Source organism: Streptomyces sp. 3330 (assembly GCF_031456635.1).
GTDB lineage: Bacteria > Actinomycetota > Actinomycetes > Streptomycetales > Streptomycetaceae > Streptomyces.
In genome coordinates, this window is record NZ_JAVDVA010000001.1 from 242,912 (window position 1) to 269,140 (window position 26,229).

A 26,229-nucleotide genomic window follows, 5' to 3' on the forward strand; every position below is an offset into this window, starting at 1 on the left:
TAATCTAGAACAAGTTTCAGACTTGATCGTTCGGGAGGCTCTGAATCTACCGGCAGGTAGGAGAGCTGTGAGCAGTGGATCAGGTGATTCACGCCACGGCCGACCGCCCCGTCGAGCTGTGCGCCCACTGAGCCTCACCGACTGTCACGGAACGGGACCCATGTCTGCGGAAGCCAGCACTCAGCACCCTGCCCCCTCCCCGCTCACCGAGCGGCAGGAGGCCCGGCGCCGCCGCATCCTGCACGCGAGCGCGCAGTTGGCCAGCCGGGGCGGGTTCGACGCGGTGCAGATGCGGGAGGTCGCGGAGTCCTCGCAGGTCGCCCTGGGCACGCTCTACCGCTACTTCCCCTCCAAGGTGCACCTGCTGGTCGCCACGATGCAGGACCAGCTGGAGCACATGCACGGCACGCTGCGGAAGAAGCCCCCGACGGGCGACCGGGCGGCGGACCGCGTCGCGGAGACCCTGATGCGCGCCTTCCGCGCCCTCCAGCGCGAGCCGCACCTGGCGGACGCGATGGTCCGCGCGCTGACGTTCGCCGACCGCAGCGTCTCGCCGGAGGTCGACCAGGTCTCCCGTCAGACGACGGCGATCATCCTGGACTCGATGGGCCTGACGGACCCCACCCCGGAGCAGCTCTCGGCGGTCCGCGTCATCGAGCACACCTGGCACTCGGCCCTCATCACGTGGCTGTCGGGGCGCGCGTCCATCGCCCAGGTCCGGATAGACATCGAGACGGTGTGCCGGCTGATCGACGTGACGGACCCCCGGACACCCGAGTAGGCGACGCGGGCAGTCCGCGCGGGGATGGCGGGCGGGCGGACAGGCCGCACGAGGAGGCAGGCGGCGGGCGGACAGCCCGCGCGAAAGGACCTACGAGACGACGAGGGTTTCCGTCAGGTCCTGTCCCGCGACCCTCAGGTCCCTCGGTCCGTCCGTCGACGTCGGCCTCAGCGGATGCCTTCGCGTCACGCAGAAGTCGGCTACTCCGGTCGAACCCCCTCATTCGCCTCGTAGGCCATTACCAGGATAGAACGCCTGAAACAAGACGCAATACCCTGTCGACGGATTTCCTCACTCCTCCGGCGGGAACACCGCCTCCCCGCTGCCCACCAGCGTGATCATGATCGCCTCCACCGGGCAGCTCTCCGCCGCCTCCAGCACCCGCTCGTTGGCGTCCGTGTCCGGGTCGGCCGGACGGGACTGGCGCGCGGTGTCGAGCCGGAAGCCGTCCGGCGCGTGATGGATGCACTGGGCGGACCCGATGCACAGGGACCGGTCCACCTCGACGTGCCACCGATCCCCCATGGCCCGTCAGCCCTCCCATCCCGCCGGCAGGTGGATCATCTTGTGCTCGAGGTACTCACCGAAGCCCTCCGGGCCGAACTCCCGCCCCAGGCCGGAGTTCTTGTAGCCGCCGAACGGTCCGAGCATGTCGAGGCTGAAGGTGTTCACCGAGTACGTCCCGGTACGGACCTGCCGGGCGACCTCGATGCCGTGCTCGACGTCGGCCGTCCACACGCTGCCGCTGAGCCCGTAGTCGGAGTCGTTCGCGATCTTCAGCGCCTCGGACTCGTCGCCGTAGGGCAGCAGGCAGATCACCGGCCCGAAGATCTCCTCGCGGGCGATCCGCATGGAGTTGTCGACGTCGCCGAACAGGGTCGGCTCCACGTACCAGCCGCGGTCCAGGCCCGGCGGACGTCCGCCACCGGTGAGGATCTTCGCGCCCTCCTCCTGCCCGATCCGGATGTAGTCGAGGTTGCGGCGCTGCTGGCGCTGCGCCACCAGCGGCCCGACCTGGGTCGCCGGGTCCAGCGGGTCGCCGACGACCAGCGCGGCCGCCGCCGCGGCGAAGGCGTCCGCGAACTCGTCGTAGCGCGAGCGCGGCAGGAGGATGCGGGTCTGGGCCACACAGGCCTGCCCGTTGTTCATCCACGCGGCCGAGACGATCCCCGGGACGGACGTGGCGATGTCCGCGTCCGGCAGGACGACCGCCGCCGACTTGCCGCCGAGCTCCAGCGTCACGCGCGTCAGGTTCCTCGACGCCACCTCCATGACCCGCCGGCCGGCCGCGACCGAGCCGGTGAACGACACCTTGTCCACGCCCGGATGCCCGACCAGGTACTCGCTCACCTCGCGGTCCGCCGGCAGGATCGACAACACCCCCTCCGGCAGCCCCGCCTCCCGCGCGATCTCGGCCAGCAGATACGCGTCCAGCGGCGACTCCGGCGACGGCTTCAGCACCACCGTGCAGCCGGTGAGCAGCGCGGGCGCGAGCTTGGCCGCGGCGACGAACTGCGGGACGTTCCAGGGGACGACGGCCGCGACCACCCCGACGGGCTCGCGCCGCACGAGGATCTTCCCGAGCACGCCGTCACGCCGCTCCTCGTAGGTGAAGCCGCGCGCGACGGTGATCGCGGCGTCCCACACCATCATCGCGCCGAGGGCCTGCGCGAGGACGCTCCAGGAGTACGGGGAGCCGTTCTCGGAGGAGATCACCCGGGCGATCTCCTCGTGCCGCATCGCGATGCCGTCCTTGATGCGGGTGACGACGGCGATCCGCTCGTCGAGCGACAACCGGGGCCAGGGCCCCTCGTCGAAGGCCCGCCGCGCCGCGTCGACCGCCCGGTCCACATCCGCGGCCGACGCGTGCGGCACCCGCCCGATGACCTGCTCGGTGTGCGGCGAGACCACCTCGATGACGTCCTTGCCCAGGGGGTCGGTCAGTTCCCCGCCGATGAACAGCTGTCCGTGTTCCACGAGCTCGGCCATGGCCACTGCCTTCGTCTACGTTTCTGACGGTGTTTCAGAAACTGATACCAGTTCTAGTTATAGTGGGCAATGGCCGTGTGACGGAGGGCAGATGAAGAGCAGTCAGGGCGAACCCACCACGTACGACCATGGCGGCGGTGTCCGATCGATGCGGGTGCCCATCCCGGACAACCCGCTGGGGCACACCCTGGTGTACGTCGTCGACACCGATCGCGGGCCGGTCCTGATCGACACCGGCTGGGACGACCCGGCGTCCTGGGAGGCGCTGGCCGCCGGACTCACGGCGTGCGGCACGTCCGTCACGGAGCTGTACGGCGTCGTCATCACCCACCACCACCCCGACCACCACGGCCTGTCCGGCCAGGTGCGGGAGGCCTCCGGGGCGTGGCTGGCGATGCACGCGGCCGACGCCTCCATCGTGCGGCGGACCCGTGAGACGCGTCCCGAGCGCTGGTACACGTACATGGCGGCGAAGCTCACCGCCGCCGGCGCCCCCGAGGAGCACATCGCGCCGCTCCGCACGCCGCCCGCCCGTCGCCGTCCCTTCCCCGGCCTGGCGCCCGCCCTCCCCGACCGCGAGATCGTCCCCGGCGAGTTCCTCGACCTGCCCTGCCGCCGCCTGCGCGCGATCTGGACGCCCGGCCACACCCCCGGCCATGTCTGTCTCCACCTGGAGGAGGAGCATCCCGCACAACTCCCGGGCCACGGACGCCTGTTCTCCGGTGACCACCTGCTGCCGGAGATCACCCCGCACATCGGCCTGTACGAGGACCCCGACGACGCCACCGTCACCGACCCGCTCGGCGACTACCTCGACTCCCTCGAACGCGTCGGCCGGCTCGCCCCTGCGGAGATCCTCCCCGCCCACCAGTACGCCTTCACCGACGCGCCTTCCCGGGTCCGGGAGTTGCTCGCCCACCACGAGGACCGTCTCACCGGACTCCTCGCCCTCCTCGCCGCCCCGCTCACCCCCTGGCAGCTAGCGGAACGCATGGAGTGGAACCGCCCCTGGCCGCAGATCCCGTACGGATCAAGGAACATCGCGGTGTCGGAGGCCGAGGCCCATCTGCGGCGGCTGGTGAAGCAGGGCCGCGCGGAGGCGGTGACCGGGAGCGACCCGGTGACGTACATGGCGGTGTGACCGGTGACGTACCCGGTGATGTGAGGCGCTCGCGGCGGCGGGGCCCTTGATGCCGACGCCCTCATGAACCCCTTGCAGCGGCTGCTCGCCGAACGCGCCTGGGAGCGCCTCGTCGTCGGCTTCGTCCACCGGCTGGATCCCGGCGGACCCGCCCCGGCGGCCGGGGTGTTCACCGAGGACGGCACCCGGGAGCGGCCGGAGACGGTCTGGCGGGCGGCCCGGTCAGCGGCCCGCCGTCGACCTGATCAAGTCGGCCGCCGGGCGGAGGAGTTCCGTCTCTTCGCGGCTCATCGTCGGGTTGGCCGCCCGCCGCCGCAGGGCCTCCGCCAGACCCTCCTCGGTGAGGTCGGACGGGTCGGCGAGCAACGCGGCCAGCATCGCCCGGGCCGGGTCGGCGACCGGCTGGGAGGAGACGGCGACCTGGGCGAGGATCACCGCGGACGTACCCCAGTCCAGCCCGGGGTGGCCTTCCTCCGCGTTGGCCCAGTCGATGACGCGAGGGCCGTCGGGCGTGAGGATCACGTTGTCCGGGTGGAGGTCCAGGTGCAGGAGGCTCGCACCGGACGAGACCCGTCCCGGCAGGGCGTGCAGCTCGCGCAGCAGCCCGGCGAGGGCGGCCCCCGCCGCCTCGGCGTCCAGCGTCCCCGCCGCGAACGCCTGGAGCATCGTCGGACCGTGCAACCGCTCCATGACCAGGTCGGCGCGTGCGCCGGTGGGGCGTACGGCGGGTGCGGGGTAGCCGTGCCGGCGCACGTGTGTCATCACCGCCGCGAGGGCGGCCGAGTCCTCCCGCCCCTCCCGGTCGCGGCGCAGTACCCACGCCTCGTCGATCTCGTACACGTCGGCCGTGCGACCCGAGCCGAGCAGCCTGCCCGGCAGCCCCACCGGCACCTCGCCCGGCCCCCCGCCCGCCGGCCCGGCCGATTCCCCGCCCGACGGCACGCCCGGCAGCCCCACCTGCGTCCCGCTCGGCAGTCCTGCTGCCGTCGCTCCCGGCCCCCCGCCCGCCGGCCCGGCCGACTCCCGGCCCGACGGCACGCCCGGCAGCGCTCCTGACACCCCGCCGCCCGCCGGCCCGGCCGATTCCCCGCCCGCCGGCCCGGCCGGCGCCGTGGCCGGGAGGCCGCCAGGTGCTGTCCCCGTATTGGTCATGGTCCGAACATATCGGGGGCTTCCCGCCCCGTCGGGGGGCGCTTTCACAGCCGCCCCTCAGGCGCTCCGCTACCTGCCGGTAGAGTGGCCGCGTCGTCATCACGCCCGTACAGGGGGAAGCCGGTGCAATTCCGGCGCTGACCCGCAACCGTGAGCCGCCCGAGCCGTCCAAGTCGGCGCGGAGGCAAGCCGGATCGCCCGGTACGGGGCCGTGACCGGCTCACGTGCGTCGGCAGGCCCGCCGTCGCACGGCACCGTCGAGGTATACGGAGCCGAGCCGCCGGGATGTCCCGTGCTGCCCGGCTGCGTGACCTCCCCGACCGGGAGAGGCACCCGCCGATCATGAACATCCGCCGCAGCGCCGCCGCTCTGGCCGCCGCCACCGTCGTGCTGGGTGCCGCCGTCCCCGCCGTCGCCGCCCCGTCCCCCACCCCGTCGGTGGCGATACCCGACGGGCTGTACGGCACCACCGACCCGACGTACGACGGCGTCTGGCGCCAGTCCCTGGCCCTGCTCGCGCAGCGGACCACGGGCGTCACCCCCGCCGACCGGGCCGTGGCCTGGCTGACCGGGCAGCAGTGCGCGACCGGCGCCTTCGCGGCGTTCCGCGCGGACACCGCCAAGGCGTGCGACGCCAAGCTGATGGTGGACACCAACAGCACGGCGGCGGCCGTCCAGGCGCTGGCCGCACTGGGCGGACACCAGGCCGAGACCGACAAGGCGGTCACCTGGCTGAAGTCGGTCCAGAACGCCGACGGCGGCTGGGGCTACACCCCCGGCGGCGCGAGCGACGCGAACTCGACGTCCGTCGTGACGGGCGCGCTGGCGGCGGCCGGACAGCAGCCCGCGCAGGTGACGAAGGCCGGCAAGTCGCCGTACGACGCTCTCGCCGCGCTCTCCCTCCCCTGCGGCAAGGCCGACGGCGGCGCGTTCGCGTACCAGCCGGACAAGAAGGGCGGCCTCGCGGCCAACGCGGACGCGACGGCGGCGGGCGTGCTAGGCGCCCTCGGCAAGGGGTTCGTGACGACGGCCGGCCGGACGTCGGCAGCCCCCGCCTGCGCCTCCGCCACCCCGGACGCCCCGAACGGGCTCGCCCGCAACGGCGCGGCCCACCTCGCCGCCGCGGTCCGCGACAGCGGCTACCTGAAGTCCGCCCTCCCCGGCGCCGAGGACCAGCCCGACTACGGCAACACCGCCGACGCCGTCGTCGCCCTCGCGGCGCAGGGCGCGACCGCGCAGGCGAAGAAGCCCCTCGCCTGGCTGGAGCAGAGCTCCGCGGCCTGGGCGAAGCAGAGCGGCCCCGCCGCCTACGCCCAGCTGATCTTCGCGGCCCACGCCATGGGCGCCGACCCCCGCCGGTTCGGCGGCGCCGACCTCGTCGCGCAGCTCGGCGCGACGGGTCCGACCCCGCAGGCCGCGGCGAAGGCCACCGGTCAGGCCGCCGACGCCGACGCCGACAAGAAAGACGACTCGGACTCCGGTTACGGCGTCTGGTGGACCGTCGGCGTCTTCCTCGTCGCCGGTATCGGCATCGGCTTCCTGATCAGCGGCCGTGGCGGGAAGCGGCAGCCGTGACGCGCCGGTGCGCCGCCCTCGTCCTGGCCGCGCTGCTGCTGTCGCTGACCGGCGCGGCGCAGTCGGCCCAGGCCGCCGGCTACCGCTACTGGTCCTTCTGGGACCGCTCCGGCGACGGCTGGACGTACGCCACCCAGGGCCCGTCCACCGCCCGCCCCTCCGACGGCGACGTCCAGGGCTTCCGGTTCGCGGTGAGCGCGGACTCCCAGGACGCGTCGACGCCGCGCGGCGCGGCCTCCTTCGCGACGATCTGCGCGAAGACGCCCGCGCGGGAGGACGCCAAGCGGGTGGCCCTGGTCATCGACTTCGGCACGGCGGCCGACGCGCCGGGCGGCGAGACCCCGCCGTCACCGCGCACGGCCTGCGCCCGGGTCTCCCCCGACGCGACGACGGCCGAGGCCCTGGCCTCGGTCGCCGAGCCTCTGCGGTACGACACGAACGCCCTGCTGTGCGCGATCGCGGGGTACCCCGGGACGGGCTGCGGCGAGCAGGTGTCCGGGCAGGCGCCGGGGACGGACGAGCCGACGTCCGCCGCGAAGCCGGAAGCCTCGGAGGAAGCGGCGAGGGAAGCGGCGGAGCAGGAGGACGGCGGGCCGTCCGTGGGTCTGTACGCGGGCGCGGCGGCGGTGGCGGTGCTGGGCGCGGCGGCGGTCCGGCAGGCCAGGCGGCGAGGATCCCGCAGGGATGGCTGACGGCCGCCCCCGCACGCGGCGCGCCCCGCTCCACCCCGCCGCCTGGTGGCTGTGGGCCCTCGGGCTCGGCACCGCCGCCACCCGCACCACCAACCCGCTCCTCCTCGGGCTCCTCCTCACCGTGTCCGCCTACGTCGTCACGACGTGCCGCCCCGACACCCCCTGGTCGCGTTCCTACTCCGCGTTCCTCAAGCTCGCCCTCGCCGTTCTCGTCGTCCGCCTCGGCTTCGCCGTCGCCCTGGGCTCCCCGATCCCGGGCACGCACGTGCTCGTCACGCTTCCCGAAGTCCCGCTCCCGCACTGGGCGCAGGGCATCCGGCTCGGCGGCGCGGTCACGGCCGAGGGGCTGCTCTTCGCGTTCTACGACGGTCTGAAGCTGGCGACCCTGCTGGTCTGCGTGGGCGCCGCCAACGCGCTGGCCAGCCCCTCCCGTCTCCTCAAGACGCTCCCCGGCGCCCTGTACGAGACGGGGGTGGCGGTGGTCGTGGCCCTCACCTTCGCCCCGAACCTCATCGCGGACGTCCACCGGCTGCGCGCCGCCCGCCGCCTCCGGGGCCGCCCCGACAGGGGTCTGCGCGGCCTGCTCCAGGTGGGCCTGCCGGTCCTGGAGGGCGCCCTGGAACGCTCGGTCGCCCTCGCCGCGGCGATGGACGCCCGCGGTTACGGCCGTACCGCCGACGTCCCCGCCCCGGTCCGCCGGACGACCGCCGCCCTCACCCTCGGCGGTCTGCTCGGCGTCTGCGCGGGAACGTACGGCCTGCTCACCGCGGCGGGCGGCGCCTACGGCCTCCCGGTGCTGGCCGGCGGTGTCGTCGCGGCCCTCGCCGGGCTGCGGCTGGGCGGCCGCCGCTCCCCGCGCACCCGCTACCGTCCGGACCGCTGGACCCCGCGGGCCTGGCTGACCGCCGCCTCCGGCGTCGCGGTCGCTGCCCTCCTCACCCTGGCCGCGTCCGCCGACCCGGCCGCACTGCACCCCGGTGTGGTCCCGCTGACCGCCCCCGCCCTGCCGCTGTGGCCGGCGGCGGGCGCGCTCGTCGGCCTGCTCCCCGCCTTCCTCGCCCCCGAGAGCCCTCCGCCCGATCCAGCAGACACCGAGGAGCCGTCGTGATCCGCTTCGAGAACGTCTCCGTGACGTACGACGGCGCCACCGAACCGACCGTCCGGCACGTCGACTTCACCGTCCCCGAGGGCGAACTCGTGCTCCTGGCGGGCCCGTCGGGCGTGGGCAAGTCGACGCTCCTCGGCACGGTCTCCGGCCTGGTCCCGCACTTCACCGGCGGCACCCTGCGCGGCCGCGTCACGGTCGCCGGCCGCGACACCCGCACCCACAAGCCGCGCGAACTCGCCGACGCAGTGGGGACGGTGGGGCAGGATCCCCTCTCGCACTTCGTGACGGACACCGTCGAGGAGGAACTGGCCTACGGCATGGAGTCGTTGGGCCTGTCGCCGGCGGTGATGCGCCGCCGTGTCGAGGAGACCCTGGACCTGCTCGGGCTGGCCGCCCTGCGCGACCGCCCGATCGCCACGCTCTCCGGCGGCCAGCAGCAGCGGGTCGCGATCGGCTCGGTCCTCACCCCGCACCCGCGCGTCCTCGTCCTGGACGAGCCGACCTCCGCGCTCGACCCGGCGGCCGCCGAGGAGGTCCTCGCCGTCCTCCTCCGCCTCGTCCACGACCTCGGCACGACGGTGCTGCTGGCGGAGCACCGCCTGGAGCGCGTCCTCCAGTACGCCGACCAGGTCGCCCTGCTGCCCGCCCCGGGCGCGGCCCCGCTGCTGGGCAGCCCGGCGGACATGATGGCCGTGTCCCCGGTGTTCCCGCCGGTGGTGGGCCTGGGCCGGCTGGCGGGCTGGTCCCCGCTCCCGCTGACCGTCCGGGACGCCCGCCGACGCGCCGGCGACCTGCGCGAACGCCTCGAAGGGCGGGATGCCCCCCGGCAGGTGGACACGCCCCCGGCGGCCCCGACCGGGCTCCCGGCCGAGCCCCTCGCCGAGCCTGCGGTCCGCCGTCGCTTCCGCCGCGCTCGCCGCGTGGCCTCCGCCTCCCACGCCTCCCTCACCTCCTCCCCCTCCCCCGCCGAGGCCCGCTCCCTCTCCGTGCGCCGGGCCCGCGTCCAGGCGCTGTTCGACGTGGATCTCACCGTCACGCCCGGCGAGACCATCGCCCTCATGGGCCGCAACGGCGCCGGGAAGTCGACGCTGCTCAACACCTTCGTCGGCCTGGTCGAGCCGTCGGCGGGGACGGTCCGCGTGGGCGGTCTCGTGCCGCACCGCACCGCCCCCCGGGACCTTGTCCGCCGGGCCGGTCTGGTCCCGCAGGAGCCGCGCGACCTGCTGTACGCCGACACCGTCGCCGCCGAGTGCGCGGCCGCCGACCGGGACGCGGGGGCGGAACCCGGCACCTGCCGGGCCCTGGTCTCGGACCTCCTTCCCGGCATCGCGGACGACGTCCACCCTCGCGACCTCTCCGAGGGCCAGCGCCTCACCCTGGCGCTGGCGGTCGTCCTCACCGCACGTCCGCCCCTGCTCCTCCTGGACGAGCCGACCCGCGGCCTGGACTACGCGGCGAAGGCGCGCCTGGTCGCCGTCCTGCGCGGGCTCGCCGCCGCCGGCCACGCGATCGTCCTGGCCACCCACGACGTGGAACTGGCCGCGGAACTGGCCCACCGGGTGGTCCTGCTCGCGGAGGGCGAGGTGATCGCCGACGGCCCGACGGCGGAGGTGGTGGTCTCCTCCCCCTCCTTCGCTCCGCAGGTGACGAAGATCCTGGCCCCGCAGAAGTGGCTCACGGTCGCGCAGGTGCGCGCGGCGGTGGACGGATCAGGGGGCGAGGCAGACGGCGAGTCAGTCGGCGGGGCCTCGCGCGCCGCCGCGCGGGAGGAGCTGCGATGACGACGCCCAGGCGGCGCCCGGTACACCTGGGCCCCCGTTCGCTCGCCGCGCTGGCGCTGGTCGGCGCGGTGGGCGTGGCCGCGTTCGGCTGGCCCTTCCTCGCCCCGCCCGGCTCCGCGCTGAACGCGCACGCCCAGGACGCCCCCTGGCTGTTCGCGGGCCTGCTGGTGCTGCTGGTCGCGGTCGTGACGGCGACGATCTCGGAGTCGGGGCTCGGCGCGAAGGCGGTGGCGATGCTGGGCGTGCTGGCGGCGACGGGCGCGGCCCTGCGCCCGATCGGCGCGGGGACGGCGGGCATCGAGCCGATGTTCTTCCTGATGGTGCTGAGCGGCCGGGTCCTCGGACCGGGCTTCGGCTTCGTCCTCGGCTCGGTGACGATGTTCGCGTCCGCGCTGCTGACGGGCGGGGTGGGGCCGTGGATGCCGTTCCAGATGCTGGCGATGGGCTGGTTCACGATGGGCGCGGGCCTGCTGCCGGGCGGCGACCGGCTTCGCGGCCGTGCCGAACTGGCCCTCCTCGCGGCCTACGGCTTCGTGGCCGCCTTCGCGTACGGCACGGCGATGAACATGGCCGGGTGGCCCTTCATGGGGGCGTTGGCCTCGGGCGTCGCCTTCGACCCGGACGGGACGGTGCCCGCGAATCTGGCCCGGTTCGCCGCGTACTGCGTGGCGACCTCGCTGGGCTGGGACCTGGGCCGGGCGGTGGTCACGGTCCTGCTGACCCTCACCCTCGGCCCGGCGGTGCTCAGGGCGCTACGCAGAGCCACCCGGCGCGCCGCCTTCGAGACCGCGGTCACATTCGAGGCCCCGCGGAAGGTCCCGTAGGGCCGTTGACCGGTGAACCACCCCACATGACCCACATCACCTACTACCCGACCTAGTCGGACATAACGGACGCCATGCCCATGCCATTAGGGCCTCTGACCTGGGCATTGAGAGCCAGCTCACACGGGACGCCGACCCCCCGAATACGACCACAACTAGCAAAAGGGGTCTTTGCGGACGGCGCTCGATCCTGTTTCTCTGGATGACGTCGCAGGGTGCCGACGAGCCCACAGGGCCTCGGCACCACGGCATGCAGCCACCCACCGCAACCACACGGTGCGGCCACGCACCGCGTGACTCCGGCATGCAAGCGACCGCCAACGTCCCCGAAGAAAAAAGGTTCTCCGTGTCCGTCTCCGTCATCCGTCGCATCGCTTCCCCGAAGAAGGCCCTCACCGGCATCGCCGTGGCCGCCGCCACCGCGGGTATGGCGCTGTCCGCCGCCCCCGCGCACGCCGCGACGACCTCCTCCGCCTCCCAGGCCCAGGCGATCGCGCACAAGATGATCCCGGACGCGGCTCAGTACAAGGCCTTCTCCAACATCGTGAAGCACGAGAGCGGCTGGAACGTCACCGCCAAGAACGCCTCCTCCGGCGCCTACGGTCTCGTCCAGGCCCTTCCGGGCTCCAAGATGGCCTCGGCCGGCTCCGACTGGAAGAGCAACGCCAAGACCCAGATCAAGTGGGGTCTGGACTACATGAACTCCCGCTACGGCAGCCCGGTCGGCGCGTGGAACTTCTGGCAGGCCAACGGCTGGTACTGAGCCACGCCACAGCGCTGGACAAGCGCCCCCGTACCGTCGAAGGCGGCGGCCCCCGATCCCCGGGGCCGCCGCCTTCGGCGTTTCTCACCTTCGCGATTTCTCACCCTCGCGTGATCCACTGGCCCGATGACGACCGAGCCCGCCCAGGACGCCGAAGCACGGGGCGTCCCCCTGGTCCCCGTGCTGCTCGCCCTGACGGTGGTCAGCGGCCTGATCGACGCGGTCAGCTACCTGGGTCTCGGCCATGTCTTCACCGCCAACATGACCGGCAACGTCGTCGTGCTGGGCTTCGCGGCGGCCGGCGCCCCGGGCTTCTCCGTCCCGCACACGGCGACCTCGCTGGCCTGCTTCCTGGTGGGCGCGGCCGTCGGCGGCCGGACGTCCCGCCGCCTGGGGGCCGGCTCCCGCCGCAGGTGGACGAGGATGACGCTGGCGGCGGAGGCGGCCCTGGTGGCCGTCTCGGCCGCGGTGGCCTTCGCCGCCCCGGACCACGCCCCCGTCACCGTCTACTCGGTCATCGCGCTGACCGCGTTCGCGATGGGCCTGCGCAACGCGACCGTACGCAAGCTCGGCGTGGCCGACCTCACGACCACCGTCCTGACGATGACCCTCACCGGCCTGGCCTCGGACTCCCGGGCGGGCGGCGGCGCGGGCACCCACTCCCCGCGGCGCACGGCGTCGGTGATCGCCATGGTCGTCGGCGCGACGCTCGGCGCCTGGCTGGTCCTCCGCTACGGCATCGCCGTCCCGCTGCTGGTCGCGGCGGTGGTCGTGGGAGCACTGGCGGTGACGGCGTCCGGGCGGGAGTAGAAGGCGAAGGCCGGAAGCAGGCCGGGAGCGCGAAGGCTCGGCTCCCGGCCGCCGCACGTCACCCCGCGCTGACCCGGAGTTCCTTCACCCCGTTGATCCAGGCGGACCGCAGCCGGCGCGGGTCCCCCACGAGCCTCAGGTCGGGCAGGGCATCGGCGATGGCGTTGAAGATGAGGTTGATCTCGAGCACGGCGAGTGACTTCCCGAGACAGAAGTGGGGCCCGCCGCCCCCGAAGCCGAGGTGCGGATTCGGATCCCGGGTGACGTCGAACTCGTCGGGCCGCTCGAACACCTCGGGGTCGCGGTTGGCGGAGGAGTAGAACAACCCGACCCGGTCCCCTTTCCTGATCAGCTTGCCGCCCAGCTCGGTGTCCTGGGTGGCGGTCCGCTGGAAGGCGATGACCGGCGTGGCCCAGCGCACGATCTCCTCGGCGGCGGTGCCGGGCCGCTCCCGCTTGTACAGCTCCCACTGCTCGGGATGGGTGAGGAAGGCGTGCATCCCGTGCGTGGTGGCGTTCCGGGTCGTCTCGTTCCCGGCCACGGCCAGCATCAGCACGAAGAAGCCGAACTCGTCGGAGTTGAGATTGCCCTCGTTCTCGGCCGCCACGAGCGTCGAGACGATGTCGTGGGCGGGGCACTGCTTCCGCTCGGCGGCCATGTTCATGGCGTACGCGAGGATCTCGGCGGCGGACTGCGCCCCGACCTCGGCGGTGATGGCGAACTCGGGATCGTCGTACCCGATCATCTTGTTGGACCAGTCGAAGATCTTCGAGCGGTCGTCCTGGGGTACGCCGATCAGCTCGGCGATGGCCTGGAGGGGCAGCTCCGAGGCGATGGACGTGACGAAGTCGAAGGAGCCGTCCCGCGCGCGGGCCCGGTCCACGATCGCCGTGGCCCGGTTGCGCAGCCGCTCCTCCAGCGCCCGGATGGCCCGGGGCGTGAACCCGCGCTGCACGATCTGCCGCACGCGCGTGTGTTCCGGCGGATCCATGTTGAGCAGGATGAACCGCTGGGCGTCGATCGAATCCCGTTCGATGTGCTCGTTGAACCGGATGATCGCGGTGTTGAGGTAGGAGGAGAAGAGCTCGGGGTGGGTGGACACGTACTTCACATCCGCGTGGCGGGTCACCGCCCAGTACCCCTCGTCCTGGAAGCCGGCGACATTGCCCGTCTGAGGGATCCAGCGGACCGGTTCGGCACCGCGCAATTCGGCGAACTCCGGCAGCGGCACATGGTGTTGCAGCAGGTCGGGATCGGTGAAGTCGAACCCGTCGGGAAGCGCTGGACAGGGCATCGGCGGCTCCAGCCATCTGACGACGCGATCTGACGGTTCATCAGAAATAGATGCGGTGAAGGTAGTTCAGGACCCTTGAGCCTGCAAGACCCTTGCGGTGACGCACATCACGTCAGCAGACTGCACACAGCAGAGAACTAGAACACGTACTAGTTCCGAAGGGATCCGCACCCATGGCCGCCGAACCCGTGATCGTGGAAGCAGTCCGCACCCCCATCGGCAAGCGCGGCGGCGCGCTGGCCAACCTGCACCCCGCCTATCTCCTGGGCGAGACCTACCGCGAACTACTCGGCCGCACCGGCATCCCCGCCGACGCGGTCGAGCAAATCGTCGGCGGCACGGTGACCCACGCCGGTGAACAGTCCATGAACCCCGCCCGCACCGCCTGGCTGACCGTGGGCCTCCCGTACGAGACGGCCGCGACGACCGTCGACTGCCAGTGCGGCTCCTCGCAGCAGGCGAGCCACATGACGGCGAACATGATCGCGGCGGGCGTGATCGACGTGGGCATCAGCTGCGGAGTCGAGGCGATGTCCCGCGTCCCCCTCGGCTCGGGCTCGAAGCACGGCCCCGGCAAACCCTTCCCGGACGAGTGGAACGTCGACCTCCCCAACCAGTTCGAGGCGGCCGAACGCATCGCGCGCAACCGGGGCTTGAGCCGGTCGGACGTGGACGCCCTGGGTCTCCTCTCCCAGGAACGGGCGGCGACGGCCTGGTCGGAGGAACGCTTCAAACGCGAGACGTTCGCCGTCCAGGTCCCGACGACGGAGGACGAGCAGGCGGCGGGCCAGGGCATGTGGCGCCTGGTCGACCGCGACGAGGGCCTGCGCGACACCTCGCTCGACGCTCTGTCCCGCCTGAAACCGGTCATGCCGACGGCGATCCACACGGCCGGCAACTCCTCGCAGATCAGCGACGGCGCGGCGGCGATCATGTGGGCGTCGAAGCGGATGGCCCGCGCCCTGAAGCTGAAGCCGAGGGCGAGGATCGTCGCCCAGGCCCTGGTGGGCGCCAACCCGCACTTCCACCTGGACGGCCCGATCGACGCGACCCGCGCCGTCCTCGGCAAGGCGGGCATGTCCCTGAGGGACATCGACCTCGTCGAGATCAACGAGGCTTTCGCCTCCGTGGTGTTGAGCTGGGCGCAGATCTTCGACGCGGACCTGTCCAAGGTCAACGTCAACGGCGGAGCGATAGCCCTCGGCCACCCCGTCGGCGCGACGGGCGCCCGCCTCATCACCACGGCCCTGCACGAACTGGAACGCACGGACAAGGAGTTCGCCCTGATCACCATGTGCGCGGGCGGCGCACTGGCGACGGGCACGATCATTCAGCGCCTGTAGCGCCACCGCCGGTCCAGGCGAGGAAGGTCGAGAACACGGCGGGCTCGATGGTGAGGATCGGGCCCGCCGGGGTCTTGGAGTCACGGATGGCGATGGTGGCGGGAGTCTGGGCGATCTCGACGCACTGTCCGCCCTGATCACCGCTGTAGCTGGACTTACGCCAGTTGAGCTCCATAACGCTCCTCCATTACACGCCGGATCAGCTCCGCCGAGTCCCCGAGGGAAAGGGCAGCGGCCCGAAGGTGATCGTAACGGAGCGAACAGTCCTTGACCGTGTCCGGGTTGGCGGTGGGATGCCCGCTGCCGTACCCCTCGGTGTAGACAATGGTCGGGTCGCCGTTGAAGCGGTAGACGTCGAACGAGCCTTGAAGCCCCAGGTGCACTCCGGCCGTGAAGGGCAGGATCTGGATGTTGACGCGGGGGTCGTCCTCGAAGGACAACAGGTGCGCCAGTTGGCCGCGCATGACGTCCCGGCCGCCGATCTCCTGATGTAGCGCAGCCTCACTGAGTACCGCCCAGAAGACCGGCGGCTCCTTCCTCTCGAAGATGCGCTGGCGAGCCATGCGCACCGCAGTGCGGTCGTCGAGGTTGGTCCGATCGAGCGCGCCGAGCACCGCACGCGCATACGCGCCGGTCTGAAGGAGGCCGAGGATCATGTGGGTCTGGAATGAACAGATCTCGACAGCACGCGCCTCCAGCTCCCCCACCTGCTGGAACCAGGAAGGAAGTTGAGAACGCAGCACGAGCTCCACCAGCCGCGAAAAGAGACCCCCGGTTCCGAGAGCGGCATCGACCCTCTCACTGAACTCGACGGTAGGCACCTTCCGGGCGGTCTCGACCTGCCCCACCAGCGACCCGGTGTAATTGAGGATGTCCCCGAGCTGCTTCTGCGTAAGCCCAGCCGCCTCCCGCAAACGCCGAAGCTCGAACCCGTAGTAGTCGAGCGGCGAAGCTCCCGGGTCGAGAACATTGACATGGGTCACGCAGGCCCTCCCACGACACCACAACACAACGGGTTGTATTCGATCCATAGCCCAGAGTAGTTGCCGCGGTTCACCCTCGTACCGTGAACGGATACTTCCCCTCGATCTACGCCTCCCCCGTCTCCACGCAGTACCGCATGACCCTGACGGTCGGCGAGCACTCGGCGCGCCACATCCGCCGGATCGCCCGCATGCACCTGGAGAACTGGGAGCGGCAACACCTGTCGGACACAGTGGAGTTGGCCCTGACAGAACTGATCGCGAACGTGATCCGTCACGTCCCGGGCAGCCACTGCACGGTGCTCCTGCTGAAGCAGCAGACGGGAGTAAGGGCAGAGGTGACGGACGCCTACGGCCGGCTGCTCCCGACCCCGGCGAAGTCGGACCCGGAGTCGGAAGGCGGCCGGGGTCTGCTGCTCCTGGACGCGCTGGTCGACAAGTGGGGAGTGTCGCCGACACCCGGGGGCGGAAAGACGGTGTGGTTCGAGTACGGAAACTCCCGCACTCAGGGCAGCAATCCCCTGTGACGGCGATGGAACAGCGAGTGCCACCGTGACTCATTCGTCTCTTCGCGCCGCCATGACCAGGGCGGCCAGGAGATGCCAGTCGGGCTGCTCCGGGACCGCCTCACGGCGGGTTGCGCGCCATCCAGGCACAGCACCCACCCAGGCCCTCCACGCATCAGGAAGTTCTCGAGCGTGCGGTTCTCCCGGTCCACGGGTAGATCCCGAAGGCCGGCCAGAGCGGCGCCGGTGCCGGTCGAGTGCCCTTGTGATGCCGTCGAACGGCGATGTTAGAGTCGCGGTTTTCGACGACCGAGGACCCCCCTTGTCCCCCACCCCCGCGATGACCCGTGACCGCCTGCCCTCGCTCACCGGGCTGCGGTTCTGGGCCGCGTCGCTGGTCGTGCTCTATCACCTGTCCCGGCAGGTGGGGACCGTGCCGGGGGTCAGTGATGTGGTCTGGTACGGGCGGAGCGGGGTCACGTTCTTCTTCGTGTTGTCGGGGGTCGTGCTCGCCTGGACCTACGACGGCGCGGGCGTGTCCGCGCGGGTGTTCCTGTGGCGGCGGTTCGCGCGGATCTGGCCGTTGCTCGCGGTCAGCGTCGGCGCGTCCGTCGGGGTGTGGTGGGCGCTCATGGACCGGGCCGTGTCGGCCGAGGCGGTGGGCGCGACCTTGCTGCTCGTGCACGCGTGGTTCCCGCAGCCCGTCATCTTCACCGGGGGTAATCCCGCCGCCTGGTCGCTCAGTGACGAGGCCTGGTTCTATCTGGCCTTTCCCGTGCTGCTGGCCGTGCTCGCCCGGCGGCGAGCCAGGGTGTGGGGGTGGACGGCGGCCGGGGCCACCCTCGCCGCGCTGCTGCTGTGGCCCGCCCTGTCCGGGGCGTCGCCGACCACTCGTACCTGGGCGCTCGACTATCTGCCGCTGACCCGCTCCGCGCAGTTCGTGCTCGGCGTGGCGGCGGGGCTCGCGCTCCAGCGCGGTTGGCGGCCGCCCGTGTCGCTGCCGGTGGCCGTCGGGCTCGTCGTCGGCTGGCATCTGGTGCTGATCCCGTGGTCGGGCGCGGTGCCGGACGCCGTCTGGTACAGCCCCTACTCCGCCTCCCAGTTGCTCTCCGCGCCGTTCTTCGCGGCCCTGATCTGCGCCGCCGCCCGTGCCGACCTCGACGGGCGCCGGACGGGGCTGGGCGGGACGTGGATGATCCGGCTGGGGCACTGGTCGTTCGCCTGGTATCTCCTGCACGAGATCGTGATCAGGGTGGCCGTGTTCGAGTGGGGCAGGCCCGCGCCCGGCGGTGAGACGCTCGTGTTCTGGGCGGAAGTGCTGGTCGTCAGTCTCGCCCTCGCCGCCGTGGCCTATCACTGCGTCGAACGCCCCGCGGAGCGCCGGCTGCGCGGCCTCGTAGGGCACCGGCGGCCCTCCGCACCCGCACGCCCGTCCGCCGACGTGAGCGTTCGGTGAGCCGGGGCGGCCGTCGCCGTCACCGGCTCAGAGCGCCGAGGTCGGCCGCCGTCCCTGCCAGAACCGACGCAGCCGGACGACGGTCGTCCAGACCGCCGCGACCAGGCTGCCCACGGCGAGGAGCGCCAGCAGGACCAGCGTCGGGTTGATCCAGAACGGCACCAGGTCGTACGAGGCGTTGCACTTGTTGTGCAGGGGGAAGAGCCGCGACGGCTCGCGCCAGTGCTCCGTGCGGTAGGCGTCGTCGAACTTCTGGCCCTTGAGGAGCGTGCAGGTCTCCGCCACGTCCAGGCCGCCCGACCACGCTCCCCAGAACCACGTGAGGAACAGCCCCACGCACGACAGCGCCGAGAGCGTCAGCCAGTGGACCGGCGTCCGCCGCGTCAGCCACGCCCTCGTGTCGCCCACCCTCGTCCTCCTGACCATTGCGTGATTCTCTCCTCCCGGCGATCGGAACGCCCCATCACCCCCAACTACCGTCTGTACCATGCGTTTTGTCCCGTGCGCGCAGTCAGCGGGCCGGGGGCCAGGGGGAGGGGACGGAAACATGCTGAGCGAGGCGTTGACCGCGGCCGCGGCCGGTGGGGGAATGGCCGTCGTGCAGTCGGCCGGGGCGGACGGCTGGGCGTGGTTCCGGGTGCGGTGCGCCCGGCTCGTCGGACGGGGGGACGCCGACGCCGAGCGCGCGGCGCTGGACCGGCTCGACCGGACCGCGGCCGTGCTCGACGCCGCAGACGACAGCGACCGGGAACGGGTGCGGGCGGTGCACGCGGTGCTGTGGCAAGGGGAGTTCGCCTCGCTGCTCGACACCCTCGCGGACGACGAGCGAGCCCGGCTCGTCGAGCAACTCGTGCAGCTCAGCAAGGAGTTCGGTACCGAGGGCGGGCCGTCCCGTGGCGTCGTCAGCGGGAACACCTTCCACGGGCCCACCGCCGTCCAGACCGGCGATCACAACCGGCAGGAGAACCATTTCGGGTCCGGCAGATGACCGAACCCCACCCGGAACCCGTTCCCGACAGAGGCGAGTTGCCGCCCCGCGACCGTGAGCCCGGCGACCGGGAGCCCGGCCACGCAAACACCCGTGACCTCCAGCCCGGCGACCGGGAGCCCGGCGGCGGAGACCCGGGCACCGGAGACGCCCGCGCCGGAGACTCCGGCGGCGAGGACTTCCGCGCCGGAGACGCCGGTGGCAGAGGCGCATTCTCCCGCAATGCCTTCCACGGGCCCACCGCCCTCCAGGTCGGCGACCACAACACGCAGTACATCCATCACCACATCACCTCCGCCGCGCCCCCCGCGCCCCTCGCCGCTACCGCCCCGATCACCCCCATCGCCCCCGTCGCCGCCCCGGCCGACCCCCTCGACGCGACCGCCGACGAGTTCGCCCGGGTCGTCGGCGCGCAGTGGCAGGAGGAGGCCGGGTTGCGGCGGCTGCTCGAACCGGCGCCGCTGCCCGTGCGGTGGCGGGTGAGTGAGCGGAAGGTGGCGGGGCGGGTCGTCGGGGCGACCGGGGAGGGAGCGGGGCGGGCGCGGTTCGCGCCGGTGCCGGGGCTCGGTCCGGCCACCCGGGAGCAGCTCCGTGACGGCGGCGGGCTGTCCGAACTGCACTCCGTCTACGGCGGGTTGGCGTCGGGGCGGCTGCTGCTCGTCGGGGCGCCGGCCGCCGGCAAGACCGCCGCCGCCGTGCTGCTGCTCCTCGACGCGCTCGTCCATCGCGCCGCGCGGGCCGCGCCCGCCGACCGGGCCCGGGTACCGGTGCCCGTGCTGCTGTCCCTCGACGGCTGGAACCCCGGTGAGGACACCGCCGTCGACTGGGCCGCGGACCGGCTCTGCCGCGAGTACACGCTCTTCCACGGCCGGGCCGGGCGCGCCCGCGCCCGGCAGCTGCTGGAACAGGGACGCGTCTCGCTCTTCCTCGACGGCCTCGACGAGGTCACCGGCAGGCTGCGCGGGGCCATGGTCAGCGCGCTGGAGACGGCACCCTTCCGGCTGGTGCTCGTCTCGCGGGCCAGGGAGGCCGTGCTCACGGCGAAGAAGGCCCGGCTGGGCGGCGCCCTCGCGGTGGAGATCCAGCCGGTCCGGCCCGCCGACGCCGCCGGGTATCTGCTGAACCGGCTGCCCTCGACCCCGTCGCCCGCCTGGCAGGAGCTCACCGGGCGGCTGCTCACCGAGACCGGACCGCACACCGCAGCACCGCACACCGCGGGCCCCCTCGCCGCGGGACCCCTCGCCGCCGCGCTCGCCGGTCCGCTCGCCGTGGCCCTGCTCCGCGACGTCTACGGCGACGACGACCCCGTCGACGAACTGCTCGACACCGCGCGCTTTCCCACCCCGGCGGCCATCGAGAACCACCTCCTCGATCACGCGGTCGCGGCCGCCTACACCCGGCGCCCCGGACACCCCCGTCCGCGCTACTCCCCCGAGACCGCCGAACGCACGCTCCGCCACATCGCCCGGCGCCTCACCCGGGAGAACTCCCGTGACCTGCGGTGGTGGCACATACCGGGCTGGACGCGCCACCGGCCCCGGACGCTCGCCGTGTGGATCTTCGCCACGGTGGTGTGCGGGACGCCCGGCGTGCTCATGGCCCTGAGCCTCTACCCGACCCTCCTGGTCGGGGTGACCGCTTCCCTCGGCGCGATCGGGGGCGGCTACGCCGTGGCCCGCCGGATCACGGAGCTGAGCGTCCCGCAGCCGCTGTCGAGCGCCGGCCGGCGCGACATCTTCACCCGCGAGACGGTCGGGTCGGGCGTCGCGCAGTGGCTGTTCGTGGGCACGGCGCTCGTCCTGCTGGTCCCGCTGCTGGTCGACGACCCGCCGCCGCACTGGTTCTGGTATCTGGTGACGCTGCCCATGGGTTTCGGCGAGGTGCTGGCCACGGGTCGGGGCTACGACATCCTCGCCCGCGCTCCCTTCCTGTCGGTGGGGACGGGACGCTACGACAAGGTGCGTGAGGGCTTCGCCCGGCCGCCGGTCGTGGACACCCGGTCGGTGAGCCCTCGTGACGTGTGGCGGCACCACCTGGGGCTGCGCCTCTTCCTGGGGCTGCTCACCGGCTTCGCCCTCGCGCTGTACATCGGCCCCATGGTGGCCTGGTCGACGTCCTGGCTGCGGGGAGCGGAGTTCGCGCTGACCGCCTTCCTGTGGACCGGCGCCACCTCGGTGGCCGGCAATCTCGCCGTCGCCACCGCCCTCGCCGCCCTGCAGCTCCATCACCGGGAGGGCACCCCCGTCCGGCTGATGCGGTTCCTGGAGGACGCCCGGCGCCGCAATCTGCTGCGGGCGACGGGCCCCGTCTACCAGTTCCGGCACGCACTGCTCCAGGAACGGCTGGCCGAGGGCGCCGACGAGGAGTGAGCGGCCGGGAGGAGCGAGCCGTGGTCAACCGCTCGGCGACGGCTCCTTCTCGGCCGGCGCCGGTTCGGCCGCCGTCACCGCCGTGGCCGCGGCCGGCCGCGCCCGCGGACCCATGAACAGGTACGACAGGCCGAAGCCGCCGCCCACCACCAGCGCGCCGCCGACCGCGTCCAGCACCCAGTGGTTGCCCGTCGCCACGATCGCCGACACCGTGAAGAACGGGTGGAGCAGGCCCAGCGCCTTCATCCACCACTTCGGGGCGACGATCGCGATGACCAGCCCGCACCACAGGGACCAGCCGAAGTGCAGGGACGGCATGGCCGCGTACTGGTTCGTCAGGGCCGTCAGCGTCCCGTAGTCCGGCTGGGAGAAGTCCTGGACGCCGTGGACCGTGTCGATGACGCCGAGGTCCGGCATCAGACGGGGCGGGGCCAGCGGGTAGAGCCAGAAACCGACCAGGGCGAGCAGGGTCGCGAAGCCCAGGGAGGCGCGGGCCCAGCGGTAGTCGACCGGGCGGCGCCAGTACAGAAGAGCGAGGACTGACAGCGGCACCACGAAGTGGAAGGACTCGTAGTAGAAGTCGAAGAAGTCCCGCAGCCACGCGACCTTCACCACCGCGTGGTTGGCCCAGTGCTCGATGTCGATGTGCAGGAAGCGTTCGAGGTCGAGGATCTGCTGTCCGTGGTTCTCCGCCCGTACCCGGCCCGCCGAGTTCGAGCCGCCGGTCGCCGCCAGCCGGACCTGCTGGTAGGCCGCGTACGTCACGCGGATCAGCAGGAGTTCGAGGAGCAGGTTGGGGCGGGTCAGGACCCGCTTGAGGAAGGGCAGCAGCGGTACGTGCTTCCAGCGCGTGGGGACCGGGCGCGCGTACTCCGTGGGGATGGGCTCGCGGTAGTACGGGGAGGTGCGCGGCAGGAACGGGACGACGGTGGCCGCCGCGACCGCCGCCAGCAGCACGGCGTTGTCCCGCAGCGGGTACAGGACCGCCATGTTCGGCAGCATCATCTTGGCCGGAAGGGTCATCACCAGGATCACCGCCACCGGCCACACATAGCGGTCGGAGGCGCGCTTGCCGACCCGGCCGACGACCGCGAGCAGGACCCACAGCAGCTGGTGCTGCCAGGTCGTGGGCGAGACGACGATCGCCGCGCAGCCCGTCAGGGCCACCGCCAGCAGCAGCTGGCCGTCGCGGGCACAGCGGACCGCCCGGCGGACGCCCAGCACGGCGACGGCCGCGCCGAGCGACAGGAACAAGCCGATCTCCGGCGGGCCGGAGAGGCCGAGGCGGAGCAGGGCGCCGTGCAGGGACTGGTTGGCGAGCGCGTCGGCCTCGCCGCCGAGTCCGACGCCCGCCATGTGGTGCACCCAGTAGGTGTACGAGTCGTGCGGCATCGCCGCCCAGGCGAGCGCGGTGACGGCGGCGAAGGAGACGCCGGCGGCGGCCGCGGCGCGACGGCGGCCGGTGAACCACAGCAGCGCGGCGAAGAGCAGGACCGTGGGCTGGAGGGCCGCCGCCACGCCGATCAGGGCGCCGGCGGCCCGCCCGTCCCGTACGACGAAGCAGCCGAGCAGGACCAGCAGCACCGGGATGATGCTGGTCTGGCCGAGCCAGAGCGTGTTGCGCACCGGCAGCGACAGCATCAGCAGGCTGATCGCGACGGGCGCGGCGAGCAGGGCCGTCCGTCTGCTGACCGGCTGGGGCAGCGCACGCGCCACGACCAGGCCGAGGGCGGCGACCAGCAGCAGGGTGCCGAAGGTCCAGCCCCAGCCGAGGGCCTGTTCGGCGGCCCGGGTGAGGGGCTTGAGGACGAGCCCGCCGAAGGGGGTGCCCGTGAAGCGGGTGGAGTCGTAGAGCGAGCCGTTGACGTGCAGCACGCCGTTCGGTCCGACCCAGGTCTCCAGGTCCGTGAGCCGTTCTCCGCGCGGGGTGCCGAGGACGACGGCCACCTGGCGTACCGCGAGGACCGCCGCCAGCAGCCAGAACCCGAGGCGGGCCGCGCGCAGACGTGTCCTCGCCGTGTCGACCGCCGTAGCCCCGAAGGCCTCCGCCGGCCGCCCGCTGTGCTCCGCATTCGCCACGCCTCGTCGGCCTCCCGCCGCGTCCGTCCCACGTCCCGTGCGCGAAGTTTCCTCTCGCACCCTACGAAACTCGCACCGCCCCCGGACAGAGACGCAGGCCACCCCTACTTCACCTGACGTCCGCTCTCCTTTTGTCCGGAAGACGATAGTGCTCCCGGGGCCCCGCCGTTTCCACGGGCCGGGATGCGAGACGGGGCGCGGGCCGGGACACGGCGTCGGATGCCGGACGGTCAGGGGGCCTTCAGCGGGCGGGATTTGGATCAGGCCACGAACGGAACGAGGGCTTCAGCCGTACCGTCGTTGCCACCACAATGCGCGCTGGCGGGTACGGAGAGTGCTGGAGGGGACACGAGGCATGGCAGGTTTCCTGCGGGGACGCGAGGCGGCGCGGCGGGCACGGTCACGCGGGCGGATCACGGCCGTGCTCCTGGCGCTGCTGGCGATCCAGCTCGGTTCGCTCGTCGCACCGGCCTACGCCTGCGGCTGCGGTGCGCTGGTCCCGGGCGACCAGCGGCAGGTCGTGGTCGGCCGGGAGGTCTCCGTCGTGCGCTGGGACGGCGCGCAGGAACAGATCGTGATGCGGCTGACGGTCGACGGGGACGCCGACCGGGCGGCCTGGATCATGCCCGTGCCGCACCGGGCGACGGTCGGGCTCGGCGATCCGGAGCTGTTCGACCAGCTGGCCGCGGCGACCGCCCCGGTGCACCGCGCGCGCCGGCACTTCTGGCCGCAGGACGGCGACTGGCCGCTGACCACGGGCGACGACACGGCGGTCCCGCCGCCGCCCGGGGCGGGGCCGGGGGTCGGGGTGATCGGACGCGAGCGGCTCGGACCGTTCGACGTGGCCCGGCTGACCGCCAGCGACCCGGGGGACCTCGACGACTGGCTGCGCGCCAACGACTTCACCCTTCCGGGCCGCCTGGAGAGCGCGCTCCAGCCGTACGTCGACCGGCGCTGGGAGTACGTGGCGGTCCGGCTGACCCCCGAGAGCAGCGGGACCGCGCTGCGCGGCGAGCTCGAGCCGCTGCGCCTCACCTTCGCCGCGGACACCCTCGTCTATCCGATGCGGTTGTCCCGGCTGGCGGCGACCCCGCAGTCGCTGGGCCTGTACGTCCTCGCCGCGCACCGCATGGAACCGGCCTCGCGGATCGGCGGCGAACGGCCCCGGGTGACGTTCGCCGGGCCGCTCGGCGAGGCGACGGGGCCGCTGGCCGCGCTGGCGAAGGGCACACCGTTCCTGACGGCCGTCGCCCAGGAGTTCCCGCGGCCCTCGGAGATCTCCGGGGACCATGAGCTGCGCCGGGCGCCGGCGGACACCGCGTACCGGCAGGTGATCTACGAGGACCGGCTGCTCGCGCTGGCCGGGATCCCGGTGTGGCTGCTGACGGTGGTGGGCGCACTGGCCGTCCTGAACACGGTCGCGGTCGTGCTGGGCGTCCGCTGGGGCCGGGCCCGCCGGGCGACCCTTCCCCGCCCGCGCCACGCCTCGGGCCGGGTGCCGGCGCCCGTCGTCCCCTCGGCGTCCGGCGCGCCTGCCGTACCCCCGCTGCCGCCGTCCCCGCGGGGCGCTCCCCCGCGGCCCGCGCGGCCGCCCGTCCCCGCCGCCCCTCCCCCGCCCGTCGCCGCTCCCGACTCCTCGGCCGCGCCCGGCCGCGCACCCGCTTCCGTGCCGCCGAAGCCGTCCGCGGCACCCCGCACGCCCCGCACGCCCCCGATGCCTTCCGTGCGCCCCTCTCGTCCCACGCCGCCCACGCCCCCCGCGCCCCCTGACGAGCCTTCCGCCTCGTTCGCGCCTCCTTCCGCGCCCCCTGCGCCGAACGGCTGAAAGCCCCGGCCAGGGATCCGTGGGGCGCGACTTAGCATTCCTGACGAGACATACCGCCGGATATGTCAGGTACACGAGAGGCAGAGCGCATGAGCGAGTCGCAGGCCTGGGACGCCGTCGAGGCCTACTTCACGGACCGCCTGGCCCCCGACGACGAGGTGACGGCGGCCGCGCTGCGCGACAGCGAGGCCGCCGAGCTGCCGCACGTCAACGTCACGGCGAACCAGGGCAAGCTGCTCCAGCTGCTCGCCGAGATCCAGGGGGCCCGGACGGTCCTGGAGATCGGCACGCTCGGCGGTTACAGCACGATCTGGCTGGCCCGCGCGCTCCCGGCCGACGGCCGGCTGATCTCGCTGGAGTACAGCCCCCGGCACGCGGAGGTCGCCACCCGCAACATCGCCCGCGCGGGTCTGGACAAGCTGGTCGAGGTGCGGGTCGGGGCGGCCCTGGAGTCGCTGCCGCTGCTGGCCGACGAGAACCCGCCGCCGTTCGACCTGGTCTTCATCGACGCCGACAAGGTCAACAACGCCCGTTACCTGGAGTGGGCGCTGAAGCTCACGAGCGCGGGCAGCCTGATCGTCGTCGACAACGTCGTACGGGGCGGCCGGGTCGCGGACGCGGACAGCGACGCGGGAGACGTGGTCGGCACCCGCGCCGCGATCGAACTGATCGGCTCGCACCCGAGGCTGAGCGGCACGGCCATCCAGACGGTGGGGACGAAGGGCTACGACGGCTTCGCCCTGGCCCGCGTGCTGGCCTGAGGCCCGCCC

24 protein-coding genes and 1 riboswitch are annotated in these 26,229 nt (G+C 72.9%); of the genes, 16 read left to right on the plus strand and 8 right to left on the minus strand.

Annotated elements, in window-relative coordinates:
- Positions 1-160: 160 nt before the first annotated feature.
- A complete protein-coding gene (locus J2X68_RS01090) occupies positions 161-781 on the plus strand; it encodes a TetR family transcriptional regulator (protein ID WP_310430481.1) in 621 nt (206 codons plus the stop codon).
- 291 nt (positions 782-1,072) lie between these two features.
- Here the strand turns inward: J2X68_RS01090 and J2X68_RS01095 are convergent, their stop codons facing one another.
- Positions 1,073-1,306, minus strand: coding sequence for a ferredoxin (locus J2X68_RS01095; RefSeq protein ID WP_310430482.1), 234 nt, complete (start codon positions 1,304-1,306; stop codon positions 1,073-1,075).
- Positions 1,307-1,312: 6 nt separating this feature from the next.
- The gene (locus J2X68_RS01100; protein ID WP_310430483.1) at positions 1,313-2,770 is read right to left on the minus strand and encodes an aldehyde dehydrogenase; all 1,458 of its coding nucleotides are present in this window, start codon (positions 2,768-2,770) and stop codon (positions 1,313-1,315) included.
- A 91-nt stretch (positions 2,771-2,861) separates the two neighbouring features.
- Between J2X68_RS01100 and J2X68_RS01105 the strand changes: the two genes are divergently transcribed.
- Positions 2,862-3,911: an MBL fold metallo-hydrolase gene (locus J2X68_RS01105; protein ID WP_310430484.1), complete on the plus strand. Its 1,050-nt coding sequence runs from the start codon at positions 2,862-2,864 to the stop codon at positions 3,909-3,911.
- A gap of 222 nt (positions 3,912-4,133) precedes the next feature.
- On the opposite strand, the gene J2X68_RS01110 is transcribed toward J2X68_RS01105, so the two are convergent.
- The gene (locus J2X68_RS01110; protein WP_310430891.1) at positions 4,134-4,802 is read right to left on the minus strand and encodes a phosphotransferase; all 669 of its coding nucleotides are present in this window, start codon (positions 4,800-4,802) and stop codon (positions 4,134-4,136) included.
- Positions 4,803-5,174: 372 nt separating this feature from the next.
- Positions 5,175-5,263, plus strand: a riboswitch (cobalamin riboswitch).
- 142 nt (positions 5,264-5,405) lie between these two features.
- On the opposite strand from J2X68_RS01110, the gene J2X68_RS01115 reads away from it, so the two are divergent.
- The 7 genes from J2X68_RS01115 (at position 5,406) to J2X68_RS01145 (ending at position 12,616) form a co-directional block, all read left to right on the plus strand.
- The gene (locus J2X68_RS01115) at positions 5,406-6,638 is read left to right on the plus strand and encodes a prenyltransferase/squalene oxidase repeat-containing protein (RefSeq protein ID WP_310430892.1); all 1,233 of its coding nucleotides are present in this window, start codon (positions 5,406-5,408) and stop codon (positions 6,636-6,638) included.
- Positions 6,635-7,330 (plus strand): SCO2322 family protein, encoded by a 696-nt coding sequence (locus tag J2X68_RS01120; protein ID WP_310430485.1) that lies wholly within the window; start codon positions 6,635-6,637, stop codon positions 7,328-7,330. Before J2X68_RS01115 ends, J2X68_RS01120 begins: the two co-directional genes overlap by 4 nt.
- The gene (locus J2X68_RS01125; RefSeq protein WP_310430486.1) at positions 7,323-8,438 is read left to right on the plus strand and encodes an energy-coupling factor transporter transmembrane component T; all 1,116 of its coding nucleotides are present in this window, start codon (positions 7,323-7,325) and stop codon (positions 8,436-8,438) included. Before J2X68_RS01120 ends, J2X68_RS01125 begins: the two co-directional genes overlap by 8 nt.
- Complete coding sequence (locus tag J2X68_RS01130; RefSeq protein ID WP_310430487.1) at positions 8,435-10,219, plus strand: ATP-binding cassette domain-containing protein; 1,785 nt, start codon at positions 8,435-8,437, stop codon at positions 10,217-10,219. Before J2X68_RS01125 ends, J2X68_RS01130 begins: the two co-directional genes overlap by 4 nt.
- Entirely contained in the window at positions 10,216-11,043 is an 828-nt protein-coding gene (locus tag J2X68_RS01135) for an ECF transporter S component (protein WP_310430488.1), read from the plus strand. Before J2X68_RS01130 ends, J2X68_RS01135 begins: the two co-directional genes overlap by 4 nt.
- Before the next feature lie 346 nt (positions 11,044-11,389).
- The gene (locus J2X68_RS01140) at positions 11,390-11,806 is read left to right on the plus strand and encodes a transglycosylase SLT domain-containing protein (protein ID WP_310430489.1); all 417 of its coding nucleotides are present in this window, start codon (positions 11,390-11,392) and stop codon (positions 11,804-11,806) included.
- A gap of 126 nt (positions 11,807-11,932) precedes the next feature.
- Positions 11,933-12,616 (plus strand): YoaK family protein, encoded by a 684-nt coding sequence (locus J2X68_RS01145; protein WP_310430490.1) that lies wholly within the window; start codon positions 11,933-11,935, stop codon positions 12,614-12,616.
- Between the two features lie 58 nt (positions 12,617-12,674).
- Here the strand turns inward: J2X68_RS01145 and J2X68_RS01150 are convergent, their stop codons facing one another.
- Positions 12,675-13,910: a cytochrome P450 gene (locus tag J2X68_RS01150; RefSeq protein ID WP_310430491.1), complete on the minus strand. Its 1,236-nt coding sequence runs from the start codon at positions 13,908-13,910 to the stop codon at positions 12,675-12,677.
- Positions 13,911-14,083: 173 nt separating this feature from the next.
- Between J2X68_RS01150 and J2X68_RS01155 the strand changes: the two genes are divergently transcribed.
- A complete protein-coding gene (locus tag J2X68_RS01155; protein ID WP_310430492.1) occupies positions 14,084-15,253 on the plus strand; it encodes a steroid 3-ketoacyl-CoA thiolase in 1,170 nt (389 codons plus the stop codon).
- On the opposite strand, the gene J2X68_RS01160 is transcribed toward J2X68_RS01155, so the two are convergent.
- Together J2X68_RS01160 and J2X68_RS01165 are read right to left on the minus strand one after the other, a co-directional pair.
- Positions 15,237-15,428 (minus strand): DUF397 domain-containing protein, encoded by a 192-nt coding sequence (locus J2X68_RS01160; RefSeq protein WP_310430493.1) that lies wholly within the window; start codon positions 15,426-15,428, stop codon positions 15,237-15,239. The two genes, J2X68_RS01155 and J2X68_RS01160, sit on opposite strands and share 17 nt — an antisense overlap.
- Complete coding sequence (locus J2X68_RS01165) at positions 15,409-16,236, minus strand: helix-turn-helix transcriptional regulator (protein WP_310430494.1); 828 nt, start codon at positions 16,234-16,236, stop codon at positions 15,409-15,411. The genes J2X68_RS01160 and J2X68_RS01165 overlap by 20 nt, the downstream gene beginning before the upstream one ends.
- A gap of 83 nt (positions 16,237-16,319) precedes the next feature.
- On the opposite strand from J2X68_RS01165, the gene J2X68_RS01170 reads away from it, so the two are divergent.
- Both J2X68_RS01170 and J2X68_RS01175 read left to right on the plus strand, forming a co-directional pair.
- The gene (locus J2X68_RS01170) at positions 16,320-16,763 is read left to right on the plus strand and encodes an ATP-binding protein (protein WP_310430495.1); all 444 of its coding nucleotides are present in this window, start codon (positions 16,320-16,322) and stop codon (positions 16,761-16,763) included.
- A 301-nt stretch (positions 16,764-17,064) separates the two neighbouring features.
- Positions 17,065-18,198 (plus strand): acyltransferase, encoded by a 1,134-nt coding sequence (locus J2X68_RS01175; protein ID WP_310430496.1) that lies wholly within the window; start codon positions 17,065-17,067, stop codon positions 18,196-18,198.
- A gap of 27 nt (positions 18,199-18,225) precedes the next feature.
- On the opposite strand, the gene J2X68_RS01180 is transcribed toward J2X68_RS01175, so the two are convergent.
- Complete coding sequence (locus J2X68_RS01180) at positions 18,226-18,606, minus strand: hypothetical protein (protein ID WP_310430497.1); 381 nt, start codon at positions 18,604-18,606, stop codon at positions 18,226-18,228.
- 139 nt (positions 18,607-18,745) lie between these two features.
- Here J2X68_RS01180 and J2X68_RS01185 point away from each other — a divergent pair, with 139 nt between their 5' ends.
- Positions 18,746-19,186: a hypothetical protein gene (locus J2X68_RS01185; protein WP_310430498.1), complete on the plus strand. Its 441-nt coding sequence runs from the start codon at positions 18,746-18,748 to the stop codon at positions 19,184-19,186.
- Positions 19,183-21,555 (plus strand): hypothetical protein, encoded by a 2,373-nt coding sequence (locus J2X68_RS01190; protein ID WP_310430499.1) that lies wholly within the window; start codon positions 19,183-19,185, stop codon positions 21,553-21,555. Before J2X68_RS01185 ends, J2X68_RS01190 begins: the two co-directional genes overlap by 4 nt.
- 24 nt (positions 21,556-21,579) lie before the next feature.
- Here J2X68_RS01190 and J2X68_RS01195 read toward each other — a convergent pair whose 3' ends face one another.
- On the minus strand, positions 21,580-23,634 hold the full coding sequence (locus J2X68_RS01195) for a bifunctional glycosyltransferase 87/phosphatase PAP2 family protein (protein WP_310430500.1): 2,055 nt from the start codon (positions 23,632-23,634) through the stop codon (positions 21,580-21,582).
- Between the two features lie 355 nt (positions 23,635-23,989).
- Between J2X68_RS01195 and J2X68_RS01200 the strand changes: the two genes are divergently transcribed.
- A complete protein-coding gene (locus J2X68_RS01200) occupies positions 23,990-25,459 on the plus strand; it encodes a DUF2330 domain-containing protein (protein ID WP_310430501.1) in 1,470 nt (489 codons plus the stop codon).
- A gap of 89 nt (positions 25,460-25,548) precedes the next feature.
- The gene (locus J2X68_RS01205) at positions 25,549-26,220 is read left to right on the plus strand and encodes an O-methyltransferase (protein WP_310430502.1); all 672 of its coding nucleotides are present in this window, start codon (positions 25,549-25,551) and stop codon (positions 26,218-26,220) included.
- The last annotated feature ends 9 nt before the right edge of the window (positions 26,221-26,229 follow it).

Bases quoted from the DNA above. Each gene is read 5' to 3' on its own strand.
- J2X68_RS01090 (WP_310430481.1), top strand. From the start codon at position 161: ATGTCTGCGGAAGCCAGCACTCAGCACCCTGCCCCCTCCCCGCTCACC.
- J2X68_RS01095 (WP_310430482.1), bottom strand. From the start codon at position 1,306: ATGGGGGATCGGTGGCACGTCGAGGTGGACCGGTCCCTGTGCATCGGG.
- J2X68_RS01100 (WP_310430483.1), bottom strand. From the start codon at position 2,770: ATGGCCGAGCTCGTGGAACACGGACAGCTGTTCATCGGCGGGGAACTG.
- J2X68_RS01105 (WP_310430484.1), top strand. From the start codon at position 2,862: ATGAAGAGCAGTCAGGGCGAACCCACCACGTACGACCATGGCGGCGGT.
- J2X68_RS01115 (WP_310430892.1), top strand. From the start codon at position 5,406: ATGAACATCCGCCGCAGCGCCGCCGCTCTGGCCGCCGCCACCGTCGTG.
- J2X68_RS01125 (WP_310430486.1), top strand. From the start codon at position 7,323: ATGGCTGACGGCCGCCCCCGCACGCGGCGCGCCCCGCTCCACCCCGCC.
- J2X68_RS01135 (WP_310430488.1), top strand. From the start codon at position 10,216: ATGACGACGCCCAGGCGGCGCCCGGTACACCTGGGCCCCCGTTCGCTC.
- J2X68_RS01145 (WP_310430490.1), top strand. From the start codon at position 11,933: ATGACGACCGAGCCCGCCCAGGACGCCGAAGCACGGGGCGTCCCCCTG.
- J2X68_RS01150 (WP_310430491.1), bottom strand. From the start codon at position 13,910: ATGCCCTGTCCAGCGCTTCCCGACGGGTTCGACTTCACCGATCCCGAC.
- J2X68_RS01155 (WP_310430492.1), top strand. From the start codon at position 14,084: ATGGCCGCCGAACCCGTGATCGTGGAAGCAGTCCGCACCCCCATCGGC.
- J2X68_RS01160 (WP_310430493.1), bottom strand. From the start codon at position 15,428: ATGGAGCTCAACTGGCGTAAGTCCAGCTACAGCGGTGATCAGGGCGGA.
- J2X68_RS01185 (WP_310430498.1), top strand. From the start codon at position 18,746: ATGCTGAGCGAGGCGTTGACCGCGGCCGCGGCCGGTGGGGGAATGGCC.
- J2X68_RS01190 (WP_310430499.1), top strand. From the start codon at position 19,183: ATGACCGAACCCCACCCGGAACCCGTTCCCGACAGAGGCGAGTTGCCG.
- J2X68_RS01200 (WP_310430501.1), top strand. From the start codon at position 23,990: ATGGCAGGTTTCCTGCGGGGACGCGAGGCGGCGCGGCGGGCACGGTCA.
- J2X68_RS01205 (WP_310430502.1), top strand. From the start codon at position 25,549: ATGAGCGAGTCGCAGGCCTGGGACGCCGTCGAGGCCTACTTCACGGAC.